General features: G+C 45.4%; 21 protein-coding genes, 1 rRNA gene and 1 riboswitch. Of the genes, 2 read left to right on the top strand and 20 right to left on the bottom strand.

The features are described 5' to 3' along the window. Positions 1-16: 16 nt before the first annotated feature. The 8 genes from ABEW32_RS09970 to ABEW32_RS09935 all read right to left on the bottom strand — a co-directional run bounded on the left by ABEW32_RS09970 (position 17) and on the right by ABEW32_RS09935 (position 7,374). Entirely contained in the window at positions 17-196 is a 180-nt protein-coding gene (locus ABEW32_RS09970) for a small, acid-soluble spore protein, alpha/beta type (RefSeq protein WP_007428013.1), read from the bottom strand. Between the two features lie 165 nt (positions 197-361). Next, positions 362-643: a biofilm formation stimulator Veg gene (gene veg, locus ABEW32_RS09965; RefSeq protein ID WP_430187091.1), complete on the bottom strand. Its 282-nt coding sequence runs from the start codon at positions 641-643 to the stop codon at positions 362-364. Between the two features lie 200 nt (positions 644-843). After that, entirely contained in the window at positions 844-1,740 is an 897-nt protein-coding gene (gene yabG, locus ABEW32_RS09960; protein WP_430187220.1) for a sporulation peptidase YabG, read from the bottom strand. Positions 1,741-1,795: 55 nt separating this feature from the next. Then, positions 1,796-2,680, bottom strand: coding sequence for a 16S rRNA (adenine(1518)-N(6)/adenine(1519)-N(6))-dimethyltransferase RsmA (gene rsmA, locus ABEW32_RS09955; RefSeq protein ID WP_430187217.1), 885 nt, complete (start codon positions 2,678-2,680; stop codon positions 1,796-1,798). Between the two features lie 7 nt (positions 2,681-2,687). Further along, complete coding sequence (gene rnmV, locus ABEW32_RS09950; protein ID WP_016818923.1) at positions 2,688-3,233, bottom strand: ribonuclease M5; 546 nt, start codon at positions 3,231-3,233, stop codon at positions 2,688-2,690. Between the two features lie 146 nt (positions 3,234-3,379). Further along, positions 3,380-4,528 carry a resuscitation-promoting factor gene (locus tag ABEW32_RS09945; protein ID WP_430187087.1) on the bottom strand — a complete coding sequence of 383 codons (1,149 nt, stop codon included), beginning with the start codon at positions 4,526-4,528 and terminating at the stop codon, positions 3,380-3,382. Positions 4,529-4,798: 270 nt separating this feature from the next. Then, positions 4,799-5,077: riboswitch (cyclic di-AMP (ydaO/yuaA leader) on the bottom strand. A 200-nt stretch (positions 5,078-5,277) separates the two neighbouring features. Then, positions 5,278-6,048, bottom strand: coding sequence for a TatD family hydrolase (locus ABEW32_RS09940; protein ID WP_430187084.1), 771 nt, complete (start codon positions 6,046-6,048; stop codon positions 5,278-5,280). Between the two features lie 42 nt (positions 6,049-6,090). Next, positions 6,091-7,374: an HD domain-containing protein gene (locus tag ABEW32_RS09935; protein WP_430187082.1), complete on the bottom strand. Its 1,284-nt coding sequence runs from the start codon at positions 7,372-7,374 to the stop codon at positions 6,091-6,093. Between the two features lie 331 nt (positions 7,375-7,705). On the opposite strand from ABEW32_RS09935, the gene ABEW32_RS09930 reads away from it, so the two are divergent. After that, complete coding sequence (locus tag ABEW32_RS09930) at positions 7,706-7,960, top strand: AbrB/MazE/SpoVT family DNA-binding domain-containing protein (RefSeq protein WP_007428005.1); 255 nt, start codon at positions 7,706-7,708, stop codon at positions 7,958-7,960. A 125-nt stretch (positions 7,961-8,085) separates the two neighbouring features. On the opposite strand, the gene rsmI is transcribed toward ABEW32_RS09930, so the two are convergent. The 10 genes from rsmI to ABEW32_RS09880 all read right to left on the bottom strand — a co-directional run bounded on the left by rsmI (position 8,086) and on the right by ABEW32_RS09880 (position 16,103). Beyond that, a complete protein-coding gene (rsmI, locus tag ABEW32_RS09925; RefSeq protein ID WP_430187079.1) occupies positions 8,086-8,967 on the bottom strand; it encodes a 16S rRNA (cytidine(1402)-2'-O)-methyltransferase in 882 nt (293 codons plus the stop codon). Continuing rightward, complete coding sequence (locus tag ABEW32_RS09920) at positions 8,964-9,722, bottom strand: tRNA1(Val) (adenine(37)-N6)-methyltransferase (protein WP_430187076.1); 759 nt, start codon at positions 9,720-9,722, stop codon at positions 8,964-8,966. Before ABEW32_RS09920 ends, rsmI begins: the two co-directional genes overlap by 4 nt. A gap of 88 nt (positions 9,723-9,810) precedes the next feature. Further along, a complete protein-coding gene (yabA, locus tag ABEW32_RS09915) occupies positions 9,811-10,185 on the bottom strand; it encodes a DNA replication initiation control protein YabA (protein ID WP_430187073.1) in 375 nt (124 codons plus the stop codon). Positions 10,186-10,212: 27 nt separating this feature from the next. Continuing rightward, on the bottom strand, positions 10,213-11,013 hold the full coding sequence (locus tag ABEW32_RS09910; protein ID WP_013368662.1) for a PSP1 domain-containing protein: 801 nt from the start codon (positions 11,011-11,013) through the stop codon (positions 10,213-10,215). Positions 11,014-11,151: 138 nt separating this feature from the next. Next, positions 11,152-12,147 carry a DNA polymerase III subunit delta' gene (gene holB / locus ABEW32_RS09905; protein WP_430187070.1) on the bottom strand — a complete coding sequence of 332 codons (996 nt, stop codon included), beginning with the start codon at positions 12,145-12,147 and terminating at the stop codon, positions 11,152-11,154. A gap of 246 nt (positions 12,148-12,393) precedes the next feature. Then, positions 12,394-12,837: a YaaR family protein gene (locus tag ABEW32_RS09900; RefSeq protein ID WP_430187214.1), complete on the bottom strand. Its 444-nt coding sequence runs from the start codon at positions 12,835-12,837 to the stop codon at positions 12,394-12,396. Between the two features lie 198 nt (positions 12,838-13,035). After that, positions 13,036-13,365, bottom strand: a complete 330-nt coding sequence (locus ABEW32_RS09895) for a cyclic-di-AMP receptor (protein ID WP_007427998.1) — start codon at positions 13,363-13,365, stop codon at positions 13,036-13,038. Positions 13,366-13,439: 74 nt separating this feature from the next. Further along, positions 13,440-14,087, bottom strand: coding sequence for a dTMP kinase (gene tmk / locus ABEW32_RS09890; RefSeq protein WP_430187067.1), 648 nt, complete (start codon positions 14,085-14,087; stop codon positions 13,440-13,442). A gap of 103 nt (positions 14,088-14,190) precedes the next feature. Next, on the bottom strand, positions 14,191-15,774 hold the full coding sequence (locus tag ABEW32_RS09885; RefSeq protein ID WP_430187065.1) for an aminotransferase class I/II-fold pyridoxal phosphate-dependent enzyme: 1,584 nt from the start codon (positions 15,772-15,774) through the stop codon (positions 14,191-14,193). 143 nt (positions 15,775-15,917) lie between these two features. Continuing rightward, positions 15,918-16,103: a sigma factor G inhibitor Gin gene (locus ABEW32_RS09880; protein WP_013368656.1), complete on the bottom strand. Its 186-nt coding sequence runs from the start codon at positions 16,101-16,103 to the stop codon at positions 15,918-15,920. A 398-nt stretch (positions 16,104-16,501) separates the two neighbouring features. Here ABEW32_RS09880 and ABEW32_RS09875 point away from each other — a divergent pair, with 398 nt between their 5' ends. Continuing rightward, complete coding sequence (locus ABEW32_RS09875) at positions 16,502-17,029, top strand: hypothetical protein (protein ID WP_430187062.1); 528 nt, start codon at positions 16,502-16,504, stop codon at positions 17,027-17,029. Between the two features lie 359 nt (positions 17,030-17,388). Here ABEW32_RS09875 and ABEW32_RS09870 read toward each other — a convergent pair whose 3' ends face one another. Both ABEW32_RS09870 and rrf read right to left on the bottom strand, forming a co-directional pair. After that, positions 17,389-17,808 (bottom strand): hypothetical protein, encoded by a 420-nt coding sequence (locus tag ABEW32_RS09870; RefSeq protein WP_430187060.1) that lies wholly within the window; start codon positions 17,806-17,808, stop codon positions 17,389-17,391. Between the two features lie 232 nt (positions 17,809-18,040). After that, positions 18,041-18,157, bottom strand: a 5S ribosomal RNA gene (rrf, locus tag ABEW32_RS09865). Positions 18,158-18,191 lie beyond the last annotated feature (34 nt).

Here is an 18,191-nt window from a genome sequence, read left to right as displayed (position 1 = left end):
TCAGCACCACCGATGGCTACGATTTGCGAGAAGCCGCCTGCTCCGCAAGCTGAATGGCCCGCTTGACCATATTGCCCGCATCCTTGGCTTTAATGCCTCCCCAGCCTTCTTCCTTGACCGTGTCGTAAAACCCAAGATCTTTGGCCAGCTCGTACTTTAGCTCTTCCGACATAACACTCCGTCTTCTTCGGCTCATGCATACGCCTCCTTCGGCAATGGAATAAGGAAGATCATTCCCGCCTTAGTATGTGCAGAGATATCATGCTTCATCCTGCTTTGTGAATACAAAACGACCCCGCCATTAAAAATGACGAGGTCGCCGTTAAACCTGCAAAGCTGGTATAAATCGCGTTGAAATGAATTAAGGTGCTTCGAAATATTCGACTACACTTGAGTGAGAGTCGGGATCATATACACTGACCTCCACCGACTCGGTAAGAATGTCAGCATAGCTGTAGGAGACACGTTTAAACGTCTGTTGCTCCTGATCCAGCTTGACAATAAAAACAGAAGGGTACGTTTCTTCCAAGACACCAGTTCGTTCGACGGTCTTACGGCGTCCGCCGTTAGCCCGCAGCAAAATTTTTTGCCCTACATGTGCGTCGAGACTGCGTTTGATTTCCAACAGCGTATTTTTAGCCATTGCCTAACGACCACCTCTTTCCTTGTCCATTATAACCAATTTTAGAGGCATTGTCAAATCGAGCTAAATATTATAACAACACTAAAAATAAGTTGTCAATTTAATTTTTTGCGAACGGGAATAATATACATAAAAAATGACAAAAAACCTCTAAAAAGAGGCCTTTTGTACGGATACATCCTATCAGGCACGCTTGAGTCTCAAATTGCTGAAGGCGTTACTTTTAGCGTTGACAAATTTTCAAGCTTCGGCAAACCGATGCGGTAGCTTCCCCTTGTTTCAATTCCACCCACCCCGCGGCTGCCACTAATGGTCTGATGAAACAAGTCCCCCATATTGACCGTATCACGGATCGAAGTAAATGCGGCCTTGGCAGCCACGTAAACGGGGTCCAGAGCGTGAATCAGGATACGCCCCGGAGAACTGGCAAAGTTGGCTCCCGCACGTAACAGCGCCTCAAAATGGGACTGGCACGCTCCCGCTACAATCGTCAGTGAATCCAGATGACGCTCATACTGTCTTGCTACCTGAATCGCCGCCACAAAATTTTGCGAATTCTTGTAGCTTTTCAAGCTGTACAAATCGTAAGGCTGCGGCTGCTTCAGCACACCATCATGTCCAGTGATGACTACAATATCAGGACGAATGCGGGGAAGCAGTCGGTACAGCGTATCCGCCATTGCCGATTCGTGAACGTGATGTCCCTCTGCGGGAACACGAAGCTGTTCATATAGACTGAGACATTTTCTTAAATAGCCAGAATCTCCATCTAGATGAAGAACCTTTCCCGGCATTTCAAAATATGTTGACTCCACCGGATCACTCCACTCTCCAATCAGAGCCGCCTGACTACGGGCAGCTTGCTGTTGGCGTGCCCGTTGCAGCAGATTAAGAGACTCCCCTGCCTTAATATGGGCCTGTTGAGTCTTACCGCTAATCTGGTCTGCAGGCACTCTGACCAGATCGTTCACCGGGGAATCGGCCAGTAGCCGAAATTCGGTCCCCTTAATGATCGCTTTATCCCGCTGGATGTCTTCAACGCGAAACGTGACATCACCGCCGTACGATTTCCGAACGACCAAGTCTCCTAAACTCATCACACTGTATCACCCCTCCTATATCGTATGGGTGAATGCACAGTTTGGTTCCAATTTAGGATAGTCCGGCCTCTAATAGCACGGCGCTGAGACGCGCAAATTCCTCGATACTCAGCGTTTCCCCTCGACGGGAAGGCTCAATATCAGCTTGTTGCAGCAGCGGCTCCAGCGTATCCCTGTTCTCTTTGGTAAAGAAGCGGCTTTTTAGGTTATTTGAAATGGTTTTACGACGTTGGGCAAAAGCGGCATGAACCACTTCGAAGAAATGTTTCTCATCTACCACTTCCACCGGAGGGACTTCCCGTACACGTAGCCGAATAACTGCCGATTCAACATTGGGCTGGGGAATAAATACTGTATTCGGCACCGTGCAGACTAGCTCAGGCTCGCTGTAATATTGCACGGCTATACTTAAGCTTCCGTAATCCTTCGTACCAGGAGACGCAGCCATACGCTCAGCCACCTCCTTTTGGATCATAACCACGATATTCTCCAAAGGTAGCTTGTCCTCCAATAGGCGCATCAGAATCGGTGTAGTGACGTAATACGGCAGATTAGCCACGACACTCACTTTACTCACGTCTGCAAAATCGGCTGCAAACACCTCACGCAAATCCAGCTTCAACACGTCTCCATGGCGAACCTTTACATGCTCGTAAGGAGCCAGCACTTCTTCAAGAATGGGCAATAGCCGCTGATCAATCTCAACAGCGGTAACTGCCTTAGCGGATTGTGCCAATTTCTCGGTCAAAGCTCCAATTCCCGGACCGATCTCAAGCGCACCCTTCGTATCATCCAATCCAGCTGCACTGACGATCTTGTTCAGAATATTTTGATCAATCAGGAAGTTTTGACCCAAGCTTTTTTTGAACGAAAAACCGTGCCTTTGAATAATTTCCTTTGTACGCCGCGGTGTTGCTATATCTTGAATCCCTGTCATACGGATATCACAATCCTTCACTTTCAATTTGTGCCAGTGCACTGGCAAATTCCTCACGGCTAATCTGAAATACAGAGAGCCGCTTATGTAGCTGCTTACCGTTACAATAGCCAATACCCAGTACATTCCCCAAGGCCATGCGACGCGCAGCAGCATTGGGGTGGGTGATAAGTCCAGCGTCAATCAGGTCCGCCCATTCAATCAGCGGTTCAGCGCCTTCCACTGTCGTATGTACGCGTGCAAGAGCATGTCTAATAGCTTCCGGCGAGGCATTCTCCACGCCAATATCCCCTTTGCGCGTCGCCTCTGCCTCAGGTATGAAAGCCTGCTTGCAGCCGGGCACCTTGGAGGCGATAATTTTACGGATACGCTCCCCTGCATGATCGGGATCAGTTAAAATAATGACCCCCCGCCGCTCCTGCGCCAATGCAATTTTGCGCAGTGTCATTTTATTAATGGCAGAGCCGCCGGTTTCTATTGTATCTGCTTCGACAGCACGGCGAATGGCTACCGTATCATCCCGGCCCTCCACCACGATCACTTCCTTGATCATCTTCGTGTCCCTCCACTGCTACACAGCAACATATATTTATCTTTCCCTGCTTTTGAAAACAAAATAAGAAGAGGGTATCCTCTTCTTAGCATGGCATAACTATGTTGTTAATACTATCTCATTGCCCTCAACATACACAACCTGTTTTAGTTGATTTCCGGCTTTACAGGTCCGATCACATATACGGTTTTACCGTGCTTGCGACCAAATTGGTTGGCCCGGCTCAAACTCTCATAATACACATCGATTTTGTGGCCTTTAATCGCGCCACCGGTATCCTCCGCACGGCGGAAGCCTACCCCTTCAATATATACCCACCATCCGATTGGAATTATACTCGGATCAACAGCGATGGTGCGTCCTTCCGTGACACGCGTCCCGGAGGCGGTACGTGTACCGATACCTGGCTCCTGTGCGGAATACGCCGTCATGGAGACGTTTTGTAAAACTTTGCTATATTTAAAATTAATACCTGCTTTACGGACAGCATTGCCCGAACTAACCTTTGTAGCCTTAACCGTATCTTTAGGGCTGATGGAAGCAGCTAAAACGACTGGTTTTTTCTTCGTTCCTACTGCAATTACCTTATCCACACGATTCTGTGTGACTTCCTTGTTGACCAGCTGTTTGGATACCAATTTTCCATCATGGTATACCTTTTGAACATGCTGGACTACCACACCCGATTTGCCACTTTGAATGACTCGATTATCGCCTTTATAAAGACTTGGATCTGCCGTTTTGATGACCTGATAAGGCACTTGTTTTTTCTGTTCGACCTGCTGTTTCTTCACACGGACGATTTTTATGTCCATGTTAGCCGAAACAGAGGCATCCAACGCAGGGTAAACTTTATCGGTTGATGATAATTTATAGCCCGAAGTGCGAATGGCACCCTCTACTGTATTTTCTGTTGTGTACAGCTTTTTCGTCTTATTGCCTGAGGATACTTTAACCTGATTGGCTCGTTTAATGACTACGCGATCCCCATCCTGTACTGCTCCATTTAGCGGCATGGAAATTGTATCATGCGGCTGAAGTGAAATAGAATGCTCGTTGAGCAAATCTTGGAGCTTGGATTCCCGGGTTTCTACCGCAGATGCCTTACCATCGATGACAAAAAAGACTTGTTTTTTAGATTGCGTGTACATCAGAATTGAAATCATAATCGTTAGTGCGATTAGAAAAATAGCAACCAAAGCAGCTTGGCGCACATTCTCTTGCTTCCAACGTAATACGTAAGACATGCTGGATGAGCGTGACTCATGGGTCTCCTCTTTTCGGAAAATGCCCATTTCCTCCGTCCTCCTTACATAGCCCGCCGTCTGGAGTAAGACATAGCTGATCGTTGACGTGACTATAACAGATTTTCTACAAGACAAGCCCGTACTGCGACTGTCCTGCACCATGTACCCGTCTTCGCGGCATGCTGTCCTCCCTGTCTAACCACAGTATGATGACAGATTTTCTTTTATTCACAACAAAAAAAGCCAAAGAAAGAGACTAGAGAGCTCTTTCGTGGCTTCCGACATGTGTGAATATGCGGGAAAACTCATGCACGAGATGGCTTCTCTCTTGTTACGCTTACGGGGTTAGCTGTCGGGTTCGGACGTAGAGAGTCGCCCTAGCTTAGGTCAACCGCTCATGGCGGTCGCCTTCACATTCACCCCGAAGACCCAGAAAGAAATCGAAATACGGCTTCTCTACCTGTTCATCCCATTCGGGAAATGAATTTCGGTCGAGCCGGCTGCTGAAGAGACAGTCTCTCTTGCACATACGCCGGACGTACGGTAAGCCATATCGGTTCCCCCGTTCCCTTGAAAGGGACTCAGCGAGACTGGTTCATGAAATGATTTGTTGATGTTTACACTCAACAACAATTCACTGAAAAGATGATATCCTGTTTCCATGCATGTTGTAAAGCAGGTTTCAAGTACATTTTTTAAAATATTCGGTTAAAAAATTGTAATATTCTTCAGTTTTCTGCAACAAAATTATAATTAGCTCCGTCTATCTCTTTATTTTGATTGATTTCTTCGCTTTTTCACTGAATGTCAAATCGTTCCAAGGCATTTTGGGTCGTAATGGATACCAATTCCTCTACCGTAATTCCCTTAATTTGGGCAGCTGCCTCTGCCACCAATCTCACATGTGCCGACTCATTTCGCTTCCCACGAAACGGATGAGGCGTCAGGTAAGGCGCGTCCGTTTCAATGAGCAGACGGTCCAGCGGAACCTGGGCCAGTACCTCTTTTGGCTGCTTGGCATTTTTGAACGTTATAGGCCCACCGAAAGAAAGATGGAAACCCATATCCAGCACCATTTTAGCGGTCTCCCAACTCCCAGAAAAGGAGTGCATGACTCCGCCAACCTCACTCGCCTTTTCCTCACGTAAAATTTTCACAATATCTTCATGTGCATCCCGGTTATGGATAACAATTGGCATGCTGAGCTCACGTGCCAAACCAATTTGATTTCGAAGCACCCGCTGCTGCACATCCTTTGGTGATGTATCCCAATAATAATCCAGACCGATCTCTCCGATCGCTACAACCTTCTTATGACTGCATAACGATGCAATCCATTCCAAATCTCCCTCCTGCATTGTAATGGCATCCTGCGGATGCCATCCAACGGCCGCATAGATAAAATCATACGTCTCAGCCAGCTTCATGGTGGATGGAATGGTCTCACGATTAAATCCGATATTGATCATCCGTGTTACTCCTGATTCGACAGCACGTGCTATAACTTCTTCACGGTCTTCGTCAAATTGTGGCGCATCCAAGTGAGTATGAGTGTCGAATAAATTCAAGGTTTTCATCTCCTCTTTTTACTTACATTTCTATATATTCGTCTATTGTTTGACAAAATAATTCCTTATTTCGGCAGGAAGCCTGTCTTTTACCCCGTTCAGTTTATTCTGGGGAAAATACATATGATATTTCCCTCGGTGAATACCACTTATTGAACGCACAATTTCTGAAACTTCGGATATTTCTCGCACCTCACCCTGACGTCCAAGCAGTAAAATCTGGTTGTCCGTTGAACCGCCTTGTCGAAACACATCATAAGGAAGATCTGTCGGAAAATCAATTTCAAGGTCATATTCAGGATGCAAGCCAGCTTTTTCTAAAGCTTCTCGAATACTGCCAATGGTTTCTGTATCCATATTTTCAATCTCTACATATTTATACAATCTACGGTCCATAAAACGACTGCTCAAATCACTCAGGATTTCGTCCTTTTCTCGTTTCCATTGGCTAAATACTGTCTGAATCAAGGACTCATCGAGCAACAAATACTGCTCTACTGTAAGTGCTCCTCTTAACAGATCGGGCAACGGATCAAGCAGAAAGCCAAACTCATATCCGTTTTTGAACAATTCCTTTGCTCTTTTGAAAATTTTACGTAACAGGATTTCCGAACTGCGTGTTACAGGATGGAAATAAATTTGCCAGTACATCTGATAGCGTGACATTAGGTAATCTTCCACTGCATGCATACCCGATTCCTTCACAACAATTCTCCCATTATGAGGACGAAGCAGACGTAAAATACGATCCAAGTCAATCGTTCCGTAGTTTACACCTGTCGAATGAGCATCTCGCAACAAATAATCCATACGGTCAGCATCTAGCGGACTTGTGACCAGATTGACAACAATCGGCTTATCATATGTTTTGGCTATAACCGCAGCGACCTGGTGTGGTAGCTTCTCATCGACTTGGCGTAGCACAGCGTTGATCTTCGTGTCCCCGAGTACAATGCGGCATGTCCAATCCTCATGGTTCATATGGAAGGCTTCTTCAATGGAATGAGAAAATGGCCCGTGCCCCACATCGTGCAACAGAGCGGCGCATAGAGCAACCAGCCTTTCTTCCTTCGGCCAATCGGGAAAATCTCCACGTTCAAATTGAGAAATAATACGTCGTGTAATTTCATATACGCCCAATGAATGTGAAAACCGGCTGTGCTCTGCTCCATGAAACGTAAGATACGAAGTGCCTAACTGCCGAATGCGTCGTAAACGTTGGAACTCCGGCGTATTGATTAACCGCCATATCGCAGTATCCTGAACATGGATGTAATTATGTACCGGATCCTTAAAAACTTTTTCTTCACTGAGTGGCTGGTGCAAGATATCAGCTCCTTTAATATTCGGAATAATGGATTAAAATACAATAAAATCCTAAAGACCCTCCCTTATTCGACATTGTTTGTCGTAATATGTCGAATTATCGTTTTTCAACATTTCCAAATCGACAAATAAGACAAATCATCCGTAAAATAAGGTAATTCACATGAATAAAGCTCTTTGTTCTAAATACTTTTGCATAATTAGGCTGTTACTACTTTTTTTAGGTTGACTGTTTTGGGAATCGTTGGTATAGTAAATATCAGAAAAGAGAAAATTTTGTCGAATCATGACACTTATATTATTTTAAACGGCGAGAGGAGCCTGATTTATTATGATGAAATCCACTGGTATTGTAAGAAAAGTTGACGAGCTCGGACGTGTTGTTATTCCAATCGAATTGCGCCGTACCTTGGGAATCGGAGAAAAAGACGCTTTGGAAATTTATGTTGATGGCGAGCGCATCATGCTTAAAAAATACGAGCCTGCTTGTATCTTCTGCGGCAATGCTGAGAACGTAATTTACTTCAAAGGGAAAATTGTTTGCCAAGATTGCATTTCAGAAATCCCAACACCTGTGACAAACTGAGAATTTTAGTATATAATAGACTTATCAGAGATTGTTAATTCTAACCTTTTTCATATATACTCCTTGTTGCCTTCCACGGTTTGAACCCAACCGTTGGAAGGCCCTTTTTTGTTTAGACATGTACTTCATAAGAGTGCGTTGTATACATCCCTCTTGGAGATTGAACGGTCTGTAGCCGTACGCTTCATGGCATCCTTGCGAGTAAGCCCCTCTGACTCGTAATGCGCGACATGAGACTCCAAAGATAAGGCCTGCCACCATGCCTGACGCTCCTGTTCCTCTTCCGCTTCGTTTTTCCCCTCAACGACCAGACAGTATTCACCAATCGGCGGGTTTTCCTCTAGTTTTGCAAGACACTGCTCCACGGTTCCCCGTACCCATTCCTCATGCAGCTTGGTCAGTTCACGAGCAAGCACCACTTTGCGTGATCCTAATGTTTCCTTTAATACTGTCAACGTCTTTATAATGCGATGAGGCGATTCATAAAAAAGAATCGTGCCATGGGATACCTGAAATGATTGTAACAACTTCTCTAAATCCTTTTTCTCCCTTGGTGGAAAGCCAGCGAAGGTAAACCTCTCCGTATCCAGACCTGAAGCGATTAAAGCCGATAGTGCCGCATTTGCGCCAGGAATAGGAATAACGCTGATGTCTGCTTCAAGTGCCAGTTTGACCAGATCCGAACCGGGATCAGAAATGGCCGGTAGACCTGCATCGCTAACCAGTGCCAAATTTTTTCCTTCTATTATATAACGTATCAGTTCAGGCCCACTGGCAACCTTATTATGTTCATGATAACTGAAGAGCATTTCTGGCGTGATGTCGAAATGTGTGAGCAGTTTGCGTGTTTGCCGTGTATCCTCAGCAGCGATAATACTACATGATTTTAGGGTATTAATCGCTCTAAAGGTCATATCGTCCAGATTGCCAATCGGTGTGGCAACGAGATATAACTTTCCCCGTTCCTCTTCACGGTTACTAAAGCTTTTTTGTACAGCTGCCGTCACAGTGAATCCCCCTTGCTGACTTCTCCATAGATTTCTCTTATTTCCTGAGTATAGTTCCCATCTTCCTGATATACAATGAGTGGGGGTAACAGACGAACCTCCGGTTTGCCGTCACGCATAGCTTCAACAAGTACCATATTTGCTTCCATATGAACTCGTGGATGAACAAAACGTATCCGCTTGGGTTCCAGACTATAGCTGCGCATCAAAGTTATAATCTCACCCAGCCGCTGTGGGCGATGAACCATTGATACTTTCCCTCCATTACGGACAAGGCGTGTACATGCCTGAATGACTTCTTCGAGTGTGCAGTTCACTTCATGGCGCGCAATGGCCTGATGAGGATTCAGCTTGATATCGCTGCCATTAAGCGGCATATAGGGAGGATTCACCGTAATGGCGTCATACACACCATGTCCCGTGATTTGAACCAGTTCACGCAAATCTCCCTCCCGGATCTGAATTGCTGATTCTAATCCATTCAAACTGACAGACCGTCTAGCCATATCTGCCAGACGTGGTTGAATCTCAATTCCTTCAATAGATGCTTTGGTGCGTGTCGTCAATAGTATGGGAACAACCCCATTGCCCGTGCACAAATCGAGAATCTTCCCATGCTGAAGCGGAATACTGGCAAACCGTGCCAGTAAGACCGCATCCATTGAAAAGCTGAACACTTCATCACTTTGGATAATGCGCAGATTGTGTGAAAGCAGATCATCAATTCGTTCAGACTTCTTTTCATTTTCGTACATAATGTTCTCCTGTCCTATAACCAAAATCGCTTTTTACTCATACTTCCTTACAAAAAAGCCGTAGGCATCTTACTCCTACGGCTTGTTTTTATTTATTCAAAAATGACAGACAGAAGAGGCAATCGCCTTCTGTTCGCAAATGTCCGTAATACACGTTGCATATATGAAATCCTTCATGATACAGCCTTGCCAGATTGTCGTAGCCTTCGCCCACGACCTCACCCGTCTCCTCTTCATCTTTAACGACGATCGGAGGAGAAAGCTTCGGCTTGCTTGCCATCTCTTCTTCTCCAGAGGCTTCACGTTTGAGCATCTTGCGCACCTGTTCGTTTTCAATCGTTAGTCGTTGATTTTCCTCCAGCAGCTCTTTTACTGCCAGTTTCAATTCACCCAGATCGCTATGCAACTGTCCCATTTGGGTTTCCATTTCGTGAATACGCGCAAAAACATTTAATTTATCCAAGTTTCCACCCCGAAGCAACCTAATGGTTTACTTGACGACTACATCGTCCATTGGAAGTTCCTTGACCTTGCTGATCTCAAACAGTTGAACATGTACCGTACGATGGCCTGCATTGACCCCTACGACTTTACCTTCTCCCAGAGAGGTGATAACCATCTTGCCTACCTGAGGTAGCTCTTCTCGCATACTCTCGTAGTTATCATGTTCGAACTTGAGACAGCACATCAATCTTCCGCACAACCCGGAAATCTTCGTCGGATTCAGCGACAAGCTCTGATCCTTCGCCATCTTAATAGATACCGGGTCAAAATCCCCCAGCCATGAGGAACAACACAGAATACGTCCGCAAGGTCCGATTCCACCAAGCATTTTAGCCTCATCCCGTACTCCGATCTGCCGCAGCTCAATTCGTGTACGAAAAATGCTGGCCAAATCCTTTACAAGCTCTCGAAAATCAACCCGACCCTCTGCCGTAAAATAAAAAATGATCTTATTGCGGTCAAATGTAAATTCCACATCTACCAGCTTCATTTTAAGGTTATGGTCTTTAATTTTATTTAAACACGTACCGAATGCATCCTTGGCCGCCAATTTATTCTCTTCAACAACAAGAGCATCATCATCTCCGGCAATACGAATGACTTTTTTTAAGGGTAGGACAACATCCGAATCATTTACTTCTTTTTTGCCTACCACAACCTTGCCATATTCAATTCCGCGTGCGGTCTCTACTATGACACAGTTTTCTTTCTCCACGGGAAGATCCAGTGGATCAAAATAATAAGTCTTGCCCGCCTTCTTGAAACGGACACCCACTACACTATACAAAAATTAACCCCCTTGTATGCCACTAAACCTCATTTGTAGCCGACATTGTACAAAATGGCCGCAATGAAGTCTCACTGTCGCACAAACCGGGAACCTGGCGTCGCGGATTGTGCAGAGTGGAACAAGCGCGCCTTCCTGTTAGCCGGTGATAGAACCGCTTGTATCGGACAAGCCAATCAGAAGCTGCTCTACGCATAATTGTCCATTGACGTGAAAACGGAGCTTCTTCCTGCAATTCGCGGCCAAATCCATATAAGAGACCCATTGTTCCGTGCTGCGGGTGATTGCCAATTTGGAGACGGACTCCAAATGATCTATGAAAACAATGCTTTCGTGCCTTCCGTAACGGAAATGAAGCATATCTTTGAACCACAAATGAAACAGATGAAACAGAATATCCAGGTGTTCAGAAAGTCCAGTTTTAAAAATCTTCTGTTGAGCCAGAATAATTGACGAACTCCCCCGGCTCATGGACTCCTTCACTAATTGTAACACTACGTTTCTAATTTCTGCAAACCAATTCTGCTGGAGAATTTCTCTACATGATTCCAGTCCTGAAGCCATATGAACCACTGACCGGACAAGTCCTGCCGTATAGCCTTCCCCAATTAACGCCTGCATCATCACCTCTGGCTGTAAAGCGTGGAAAGGCACCTGCTGCGTCCGCGATTGAATCGTAGGCAGCAATGCCTGTCCATTTTCAGAAATGAGTATACCGACCACAGGAATCTGAGGCTCCTCCAAAAATTTAAGCAGGCTGTTGGCAGCTTGCACTGTCATGGTATCCGCCTGCCGAATAATATATACCTTCGGGTTTGAGCTTTCAGATTTATACGAAAATATCCGTTGAAGTCCGCGGATCTGATCAATTTTAATCGTTGCTCCATCAGGCTCTACAATATGCAAATCCGGGTGATTCCCATGCTCCACCTTGCGGCATGACAAGCACTCTCCGCATGCATCATCCGTCTGCTGCTCACAAAATAAAGCCTTGGCAAAGGTCTGTGCCATGTGGATCTGTCCGCTTCCCTGCGGTCCGCTAAAAACATAAGCATGGCTGACTGTGTGATTTCGCAATGCACTTTGCAGCATCTTTTTGGCTACATCCTGCCCCAATATATGTTGGAAAGACATATTCCCTCACTTTCTCCACTGAAAACAACGCTGAATCCTCAGCTAACCGTTGTTTTCCGGGCAAGTTTGTTGCTGTTCTGGTGATCTCACCCTCAAATCACGGCCTTCAGTATAACTGTACTGCTGTTGGTATATTATGTTTGCCCCGTACACATAGTCAAAAATAATCTGCCAGCATGATCAGCAAGCAGATTATTTCATCGTGGCAACAGCCCGTCTGTATTCATTTATAACATAAGACTGCATTTAAAATGAAAGATTAATCAGCAAGCCCCTGATCTCACCGACTCCTTGCAAAAGCTCAATCTTCCCTTGCTCGGTTTCGAGTAGCTCATCTGCCATTTTGAGCAATATATCATCCACTTCATCAATCAGCTTATAACGCTTACTGCGTCCCCGACGATCCCATCCCTTTGTGTCCTTCATAGACACGCCTCGCCGAACTGTATCTTCCAAAAACCGTTTGACCAGCATCTTGTAGGCCTTCAGCTCACGAATCGTCATTGAGCGAGCAAGACGGTCTCCCTGCATTTGAATTTCCTTAAAGCGCCGGTTCAATTCCTCCTTCGAAGCCTGCTCCCCATTTTGCTGCATAACATCAGAGAAACTTTTCGGCTGAATTGGCTTGGCACTCGTTTCATTCGTAGACAATGTACTCTGTAAAGGGCGGTAGCCCGGATTTATTTTCATATAAACCTGCTTTCTCCCCGGATGCTTTCCCTTTTCCTTCACGAACAGTTCAATAGAGAACTCAGGAGTCTCTGTGGATTTCCGGGGGCTGCGCTGTAGCGCTGCCGTTTTAGTGGACCTGCCTCTCATTCCCATCATATGAGCGAGAAACAGGTATTTCCCCTATCATATCGGCAGAATAGGTTCTATTGTGTAGTTTCAGAAATGCTCGAAACGGTCTACAGGCATCACGAAAACTGTCGCTCCACCCACCTGTACTTCAACAGGCAACGGCAGATAGGAGTCCGTCGTCCCACTCATAGGGGTAACGGGGGTGACCAGCTGTTCACGTACCTTGCAACTGCTGCGAATGACATTCATCAACGAGTCTACCTGATTGTCATCGACACCAATCATAAATGTCGTATTGCCTGCACGTAGAAATCCCCCTGTGCTGGCCAATTTAGTAGCACGGAAATTAGCCTTCACCAGTCCACTGGATAATCTATTGCTGTCCTTATCCTGTACAATTGCAATAATCAGCTTCATCCTGTATTCCTCCTTCAAGTCATATTAGAGACATCCTTGTCCCTAGCTCAATTTTACCGTATATTCTTCAACAATTACACGCTAAAATTCTGAATAAACCGCTTTTTCAGCAAATCCTTTAATACTTGCTCTACCTGTTCTGGTGCAGGAGATGCATCCACAACCGTAATTCGCTCCGGAAATTTGCGAGCCAGTTCTAGATAAGCCTCTCGCACCTTATGATGAAATGATATGCTCTCCATATCAAGGCGGTCCATTTGTTCTCCCCTTGACGCATTAATTCTTGCTAATCCTAATTCGGGCTCAATATCCAAATAAAATGTGGCATCCGGCTCCCAATCATCTACCGCAAAGCGATTAATCGATGCTACCTCTTCAATGCCGATCCCTCTTGCGAACCCTTGATAGACCAGGCTACTATCCACAAAGCGATCACACAATACGATAGCTCCTTGTTCAATAGCCGGCTTCACCTTCTCGACCAAATGCTGGCGTCGCGCTGCCGCATATAAAAGCGCCTCTGTTCGAGCATCCATACTAGTATGAGCAGGGTCCAGAATGATAGAACGAATCTTCTCAGAAATTTCGATGCCGCCTGGTTCCCTCGTCGTGACGACTGGATGGCCCTCTTCCTCCATATACTTCGCCAGCCGTTGGATCATGGTTGTCTTACCGGAGCCGTCTCCCCCCTCCAACGTAATAAAAATGCCTTTGCGATTCATGTTATTCCCTGCTTTCCTGCCTGAAAAATAAAAGTCATCCACAGGCTGCGTATGCTTCTTTTATCCAGTCTTCTGTATTTGTTCATTCTCTAGTATCTAATCTTTATTGTAAACGGAATACCCGAATCGTAAGCATACTTTCATCAGCTACCCCTTGCCATTTAGCTCCTAGCTCACGTAGACGACTCATCCGCAGAGCAATCGTTTCTGTGATCATTTCCCCTGCATATAGCAGTGGGATACCTGGTGGATACGGGATAATCATTTCAGCAGCTATCCTGCCAGCCGACTCCTCCACAGGCACGATCTCCATCTGATCTGGATGAATCGGTTGGAGTCCGAACTGCACCGGACTGGAGTAAGCCTCCACCTCATCAATGTTCCACGTGGAAAAATCTAATTCTAGTCTCTGCTGCTCTTTCCCCGCTAACCCCGGCTCACCAGCCGTTCCTTTAAATCTTATATCATTATTTATATGCACAAGAGCCTGCAACAGGTGACTCGCGTCCCCAGCCGTAGAGCCTAGCGTAAACAATAAAACAACATGCTGCTCGTCACTCATCTCCGGGATACATCCGTAAGTCTCCAACTCACGCTTTAATCCAAAACCATCTAGTACGCCCCATGTATCATACAGCACCATTTTAAAAGGGTCCTGAGTTGAGTACCTGCTTCTCCTCTCCTCAGCCCTTTCCAGAGATTTAGAAATCCTACTCTGGGCGTCACCCTTTTCCATTGCCTGCTGTGTAGGCTCTACTAAGCGAAAGCGTGGGATCTGCTTCAGCCCCCTTCTAAAGGTATCCGCTACCGCTAAGCCCTCTGTAAAAGCATCTGAGCCATAAGCATCGATATGCCACCTTGCCAAATCCAGCGAAGCCATTAGTGGATACGAAGGGCTGGAGCTTTGTACCATAGCCAACCGCTGACGGAGCAGTTCCCGATGAATTCTCTGTCCCTGCACATGTAACATAGCTCCCATAGTCATAGCAGAAAGCATTTTATGTGTCGATTGGACGACTACATCAGCCCCACAGGAAAGAGCAGAGACTGGCAAACGAGGATGCAGTCCATAATGAGCACCATGTGCCTCATCTACCATTAACGGCACATTGGCTGCATGACAAGCTTCAGCTGTAGCGGTCAGATCATGCCCCATCCCATAATAGTTGGGCAACGTAAGTAACACTCCTTTAGCCAATGGATAGGCCTGGAGTGCAGCCTTAATCGTGTCTGTCGATGGAGCAACTGCCAGCCCGCTTAGGGTATCTATTTCCGGATCTAGAAATACAGCCTTGGCCCCCGATAACATGAGACCGTTTAGAACAGATTTGTGTACATTTCTCTGTACCAGCAAAACATCGCCCGGCTCTGAGCATACGGTCAAAATCATGGCCAGATTACCGACCGTGCTGCCTCCAATAAGCCAAAAGCTCTCTTCCGCACCAAAACACTTCGCAGCCAGCTCCTGTCCTTCACGGATCACATCTTCTGGGTGATGCAAATCATCCAGTCCAGTAATTTCCGTCGCATCAATAGACATCACCTCTTGCAACAAAGACGCCAATTCCTCGTGCCTATAGACTTGCCCATTTTTATGGCCTGGTACATGGAAAGAAGCATTTCCCTGAGACCTATAACGCATTAGAGCTTCCACTAATGGTGCATGAACCGCCTTTTTCCCCATCATTCTGCAATCCTTCCAAACAAAGCTTTATATCTACCCTATTTTATCGTAAAATCAAGCGGAATCCTACTTTTACTCACAGAAAAAAAGGCCCGTATCGACAGACCTTAGAATGCCATCCTTCAAAGATTAGCTAGCGAAGGATATTATGCATTTTTCTGTACCCAAATTTGCTTTAGTTGATCAATGAAAAAATGATATTTGGCGTCAGTTGCATCCGTGTGTACCATTTCAGCCTCACACGTATCACAGATAAACTCGGAAACGATAAAAATGCCTTCATGTTTGTGTTGTCCGCATATGATGCAGCGGTGGTCACCTTGATCATGCATATCCATCCCACCTTGTTTCTTTTACTATTTAGTATGGGTCACTTTCTAGTATTTTAAACCTTTTCATAGCCCAGTTCGACGATATACTCTATATATATTCCCCTTGGGCTAATATGGTGTTTGTACCTCGTATGTTTAAAAAACAGCTACATATGCCGATATAATAAGAAAGGCTTCTATGTATGGATGCCCTTTCATTGAAGCCTTTGTATATGTCATCAGTGAGAGCTTTTCCTGTAATTATAGAATAGGTTAGCTAACGCTAGATGTCGTCTTTCTATACTTTTGCAAAAACAATTGATACTTATTAAAGCGGCATGAGCGAAGTACCGTCCCTTTTTCCGGCTGTGGACGGGAAGCCACTTGTGATGCAGTAGATTAATGAAAGGACTGTTCGCATGACAGAGGAAACCGGAACTAAAGCTACCTACTATCACTACAAGCTCATCAAAAAAATCAATATACCGCGTCAGCTGATATGGAGTCACCTCACACTGCCAGTTATTATGCTTCTCTTTCTGCTTCTTGCCTTTTCCTGGACTAGCTTATTTTTGTTTGCACTTGCCTTTTTCCTAACCTTATGGGTACACTTCGTAATTTCACGATCTGTCCTATATATAGGTGGCGGGACAGCCTTCCGCAAACGCTGGGCATTCCATCGCAGACTCCCCTGGCTAGGCTATATGACAGACCAGTACATAGGCTATAGAATTTTTCGTCGTGTGCACATACATACACTCTGGATCGGTATCTGCCTGTCAGCCGTATTCATTCTCTGGTCTCCACCGGCTTTTACCGTATCCTTACTCTTCTGGCACCTTTGGCTCATTGCGCCCCGCTTATACGTCTTGGGTCGGCTTACAGGTGAAAGAAAAGATGGCATGTTGAAGTTCACTGATGAGGAAGCCTCCTACTATCAACAGTAAATCAACTAGTTAATATCTGTATAGCTCGGAACTTCATACCTCAATTAACACCTGTCCGAATGATTCAGCCTAAAACTATAAAAAAGGAGCACCCGACTTGGGTTGCTCCTTTTTTTTGTCTTATCATCAATCGCTTTATTCTATCATTAATTAGGACTTTACTCACACTTCGACTTCTTTATTATGTCAAAAATCCGAATCGATATACTATTATATAAAAGGAAGCCACTCTCTACACAACGGCAGTTTCAAGTGCTTCCCCATCATTCACCATTATACTCACAGCAATCAATAAGCTGTAAAATAACACTGATCCTACATTACATCTTATGCTACATACTTGCTCAAAAACCATACCCTTAATTAAGGTCTACACTTTTACTCTTCACAGTAGCTTTTCTGTCTTTTGGAACCAATACGGTAAAAGAACCATCATGCACAGACAAGTGCACCATGTGTTTATTTTTCTGGAACACCTTCTGATTCGAGGTAGACAAATTCGGTTCCTCAGTCCAGCCCCAGGCTGCAATCTCCTCCAAATAAGGAGCAGGTAGACTATCACTTTCCTTCAGCGCTGGTAGCGCATAACGTACATAGTCCATATCCGAGTTGCTGCTGGCCCGATCGGTTTTACTAGCTTCTTTGGGAACCGGAAACGTCTTCTCGTTCGCAGCACCCTCAAACGATGTCCAAGTAGGCTCCTCTTCCACGCACCCGGTAAGAATCGCGACAGCGACACTGAATAGCACCAATAGAGCAAGCCATTTATTTCGCCGCATGATCTTCCCTCCTTACCAGCCTGATTGACTATCCAAATCCCTATAATGGAATTTGCATAATTCTGCAATATAGCAGCGTATGTGTATGGGATTCAATACCTATATTATACAGGGTTTGCTCTTACATTCCGTAACAAAAATGTTACCTTCCTTTTGTAAGGATGTTCCTAAATTACACCCATATGCAAAAAAAGAACCATAATCTCAATAAGATCATGGTTCTTTACTCGTTGCTTGGCAACATCCTACTCTCCCAGGACCCTGCGGTCCAAGTACCATCGGCGCTGGAGGGCTTAACGGTCGTGTTCGGGATGGGTACGTGTGGAACCCCTCCGCTATCGCCACCAAACATGAATCTGCTCTGCAAATTCGACCTTCAAGGT

The organism is Paenibacillus jamilae, assembly GCF_050482105.1.
GTDB lineage: Bacteria > Bacillota > Bacilli > Paenibacillales > Paenibacillaceae > Paenibacillus > Paenibacillus jamilae_B.
Note: the sequence above shows the minus strand (reverse complement) of the source record. Positions and strands in the feature narration are given on the sequence as shown.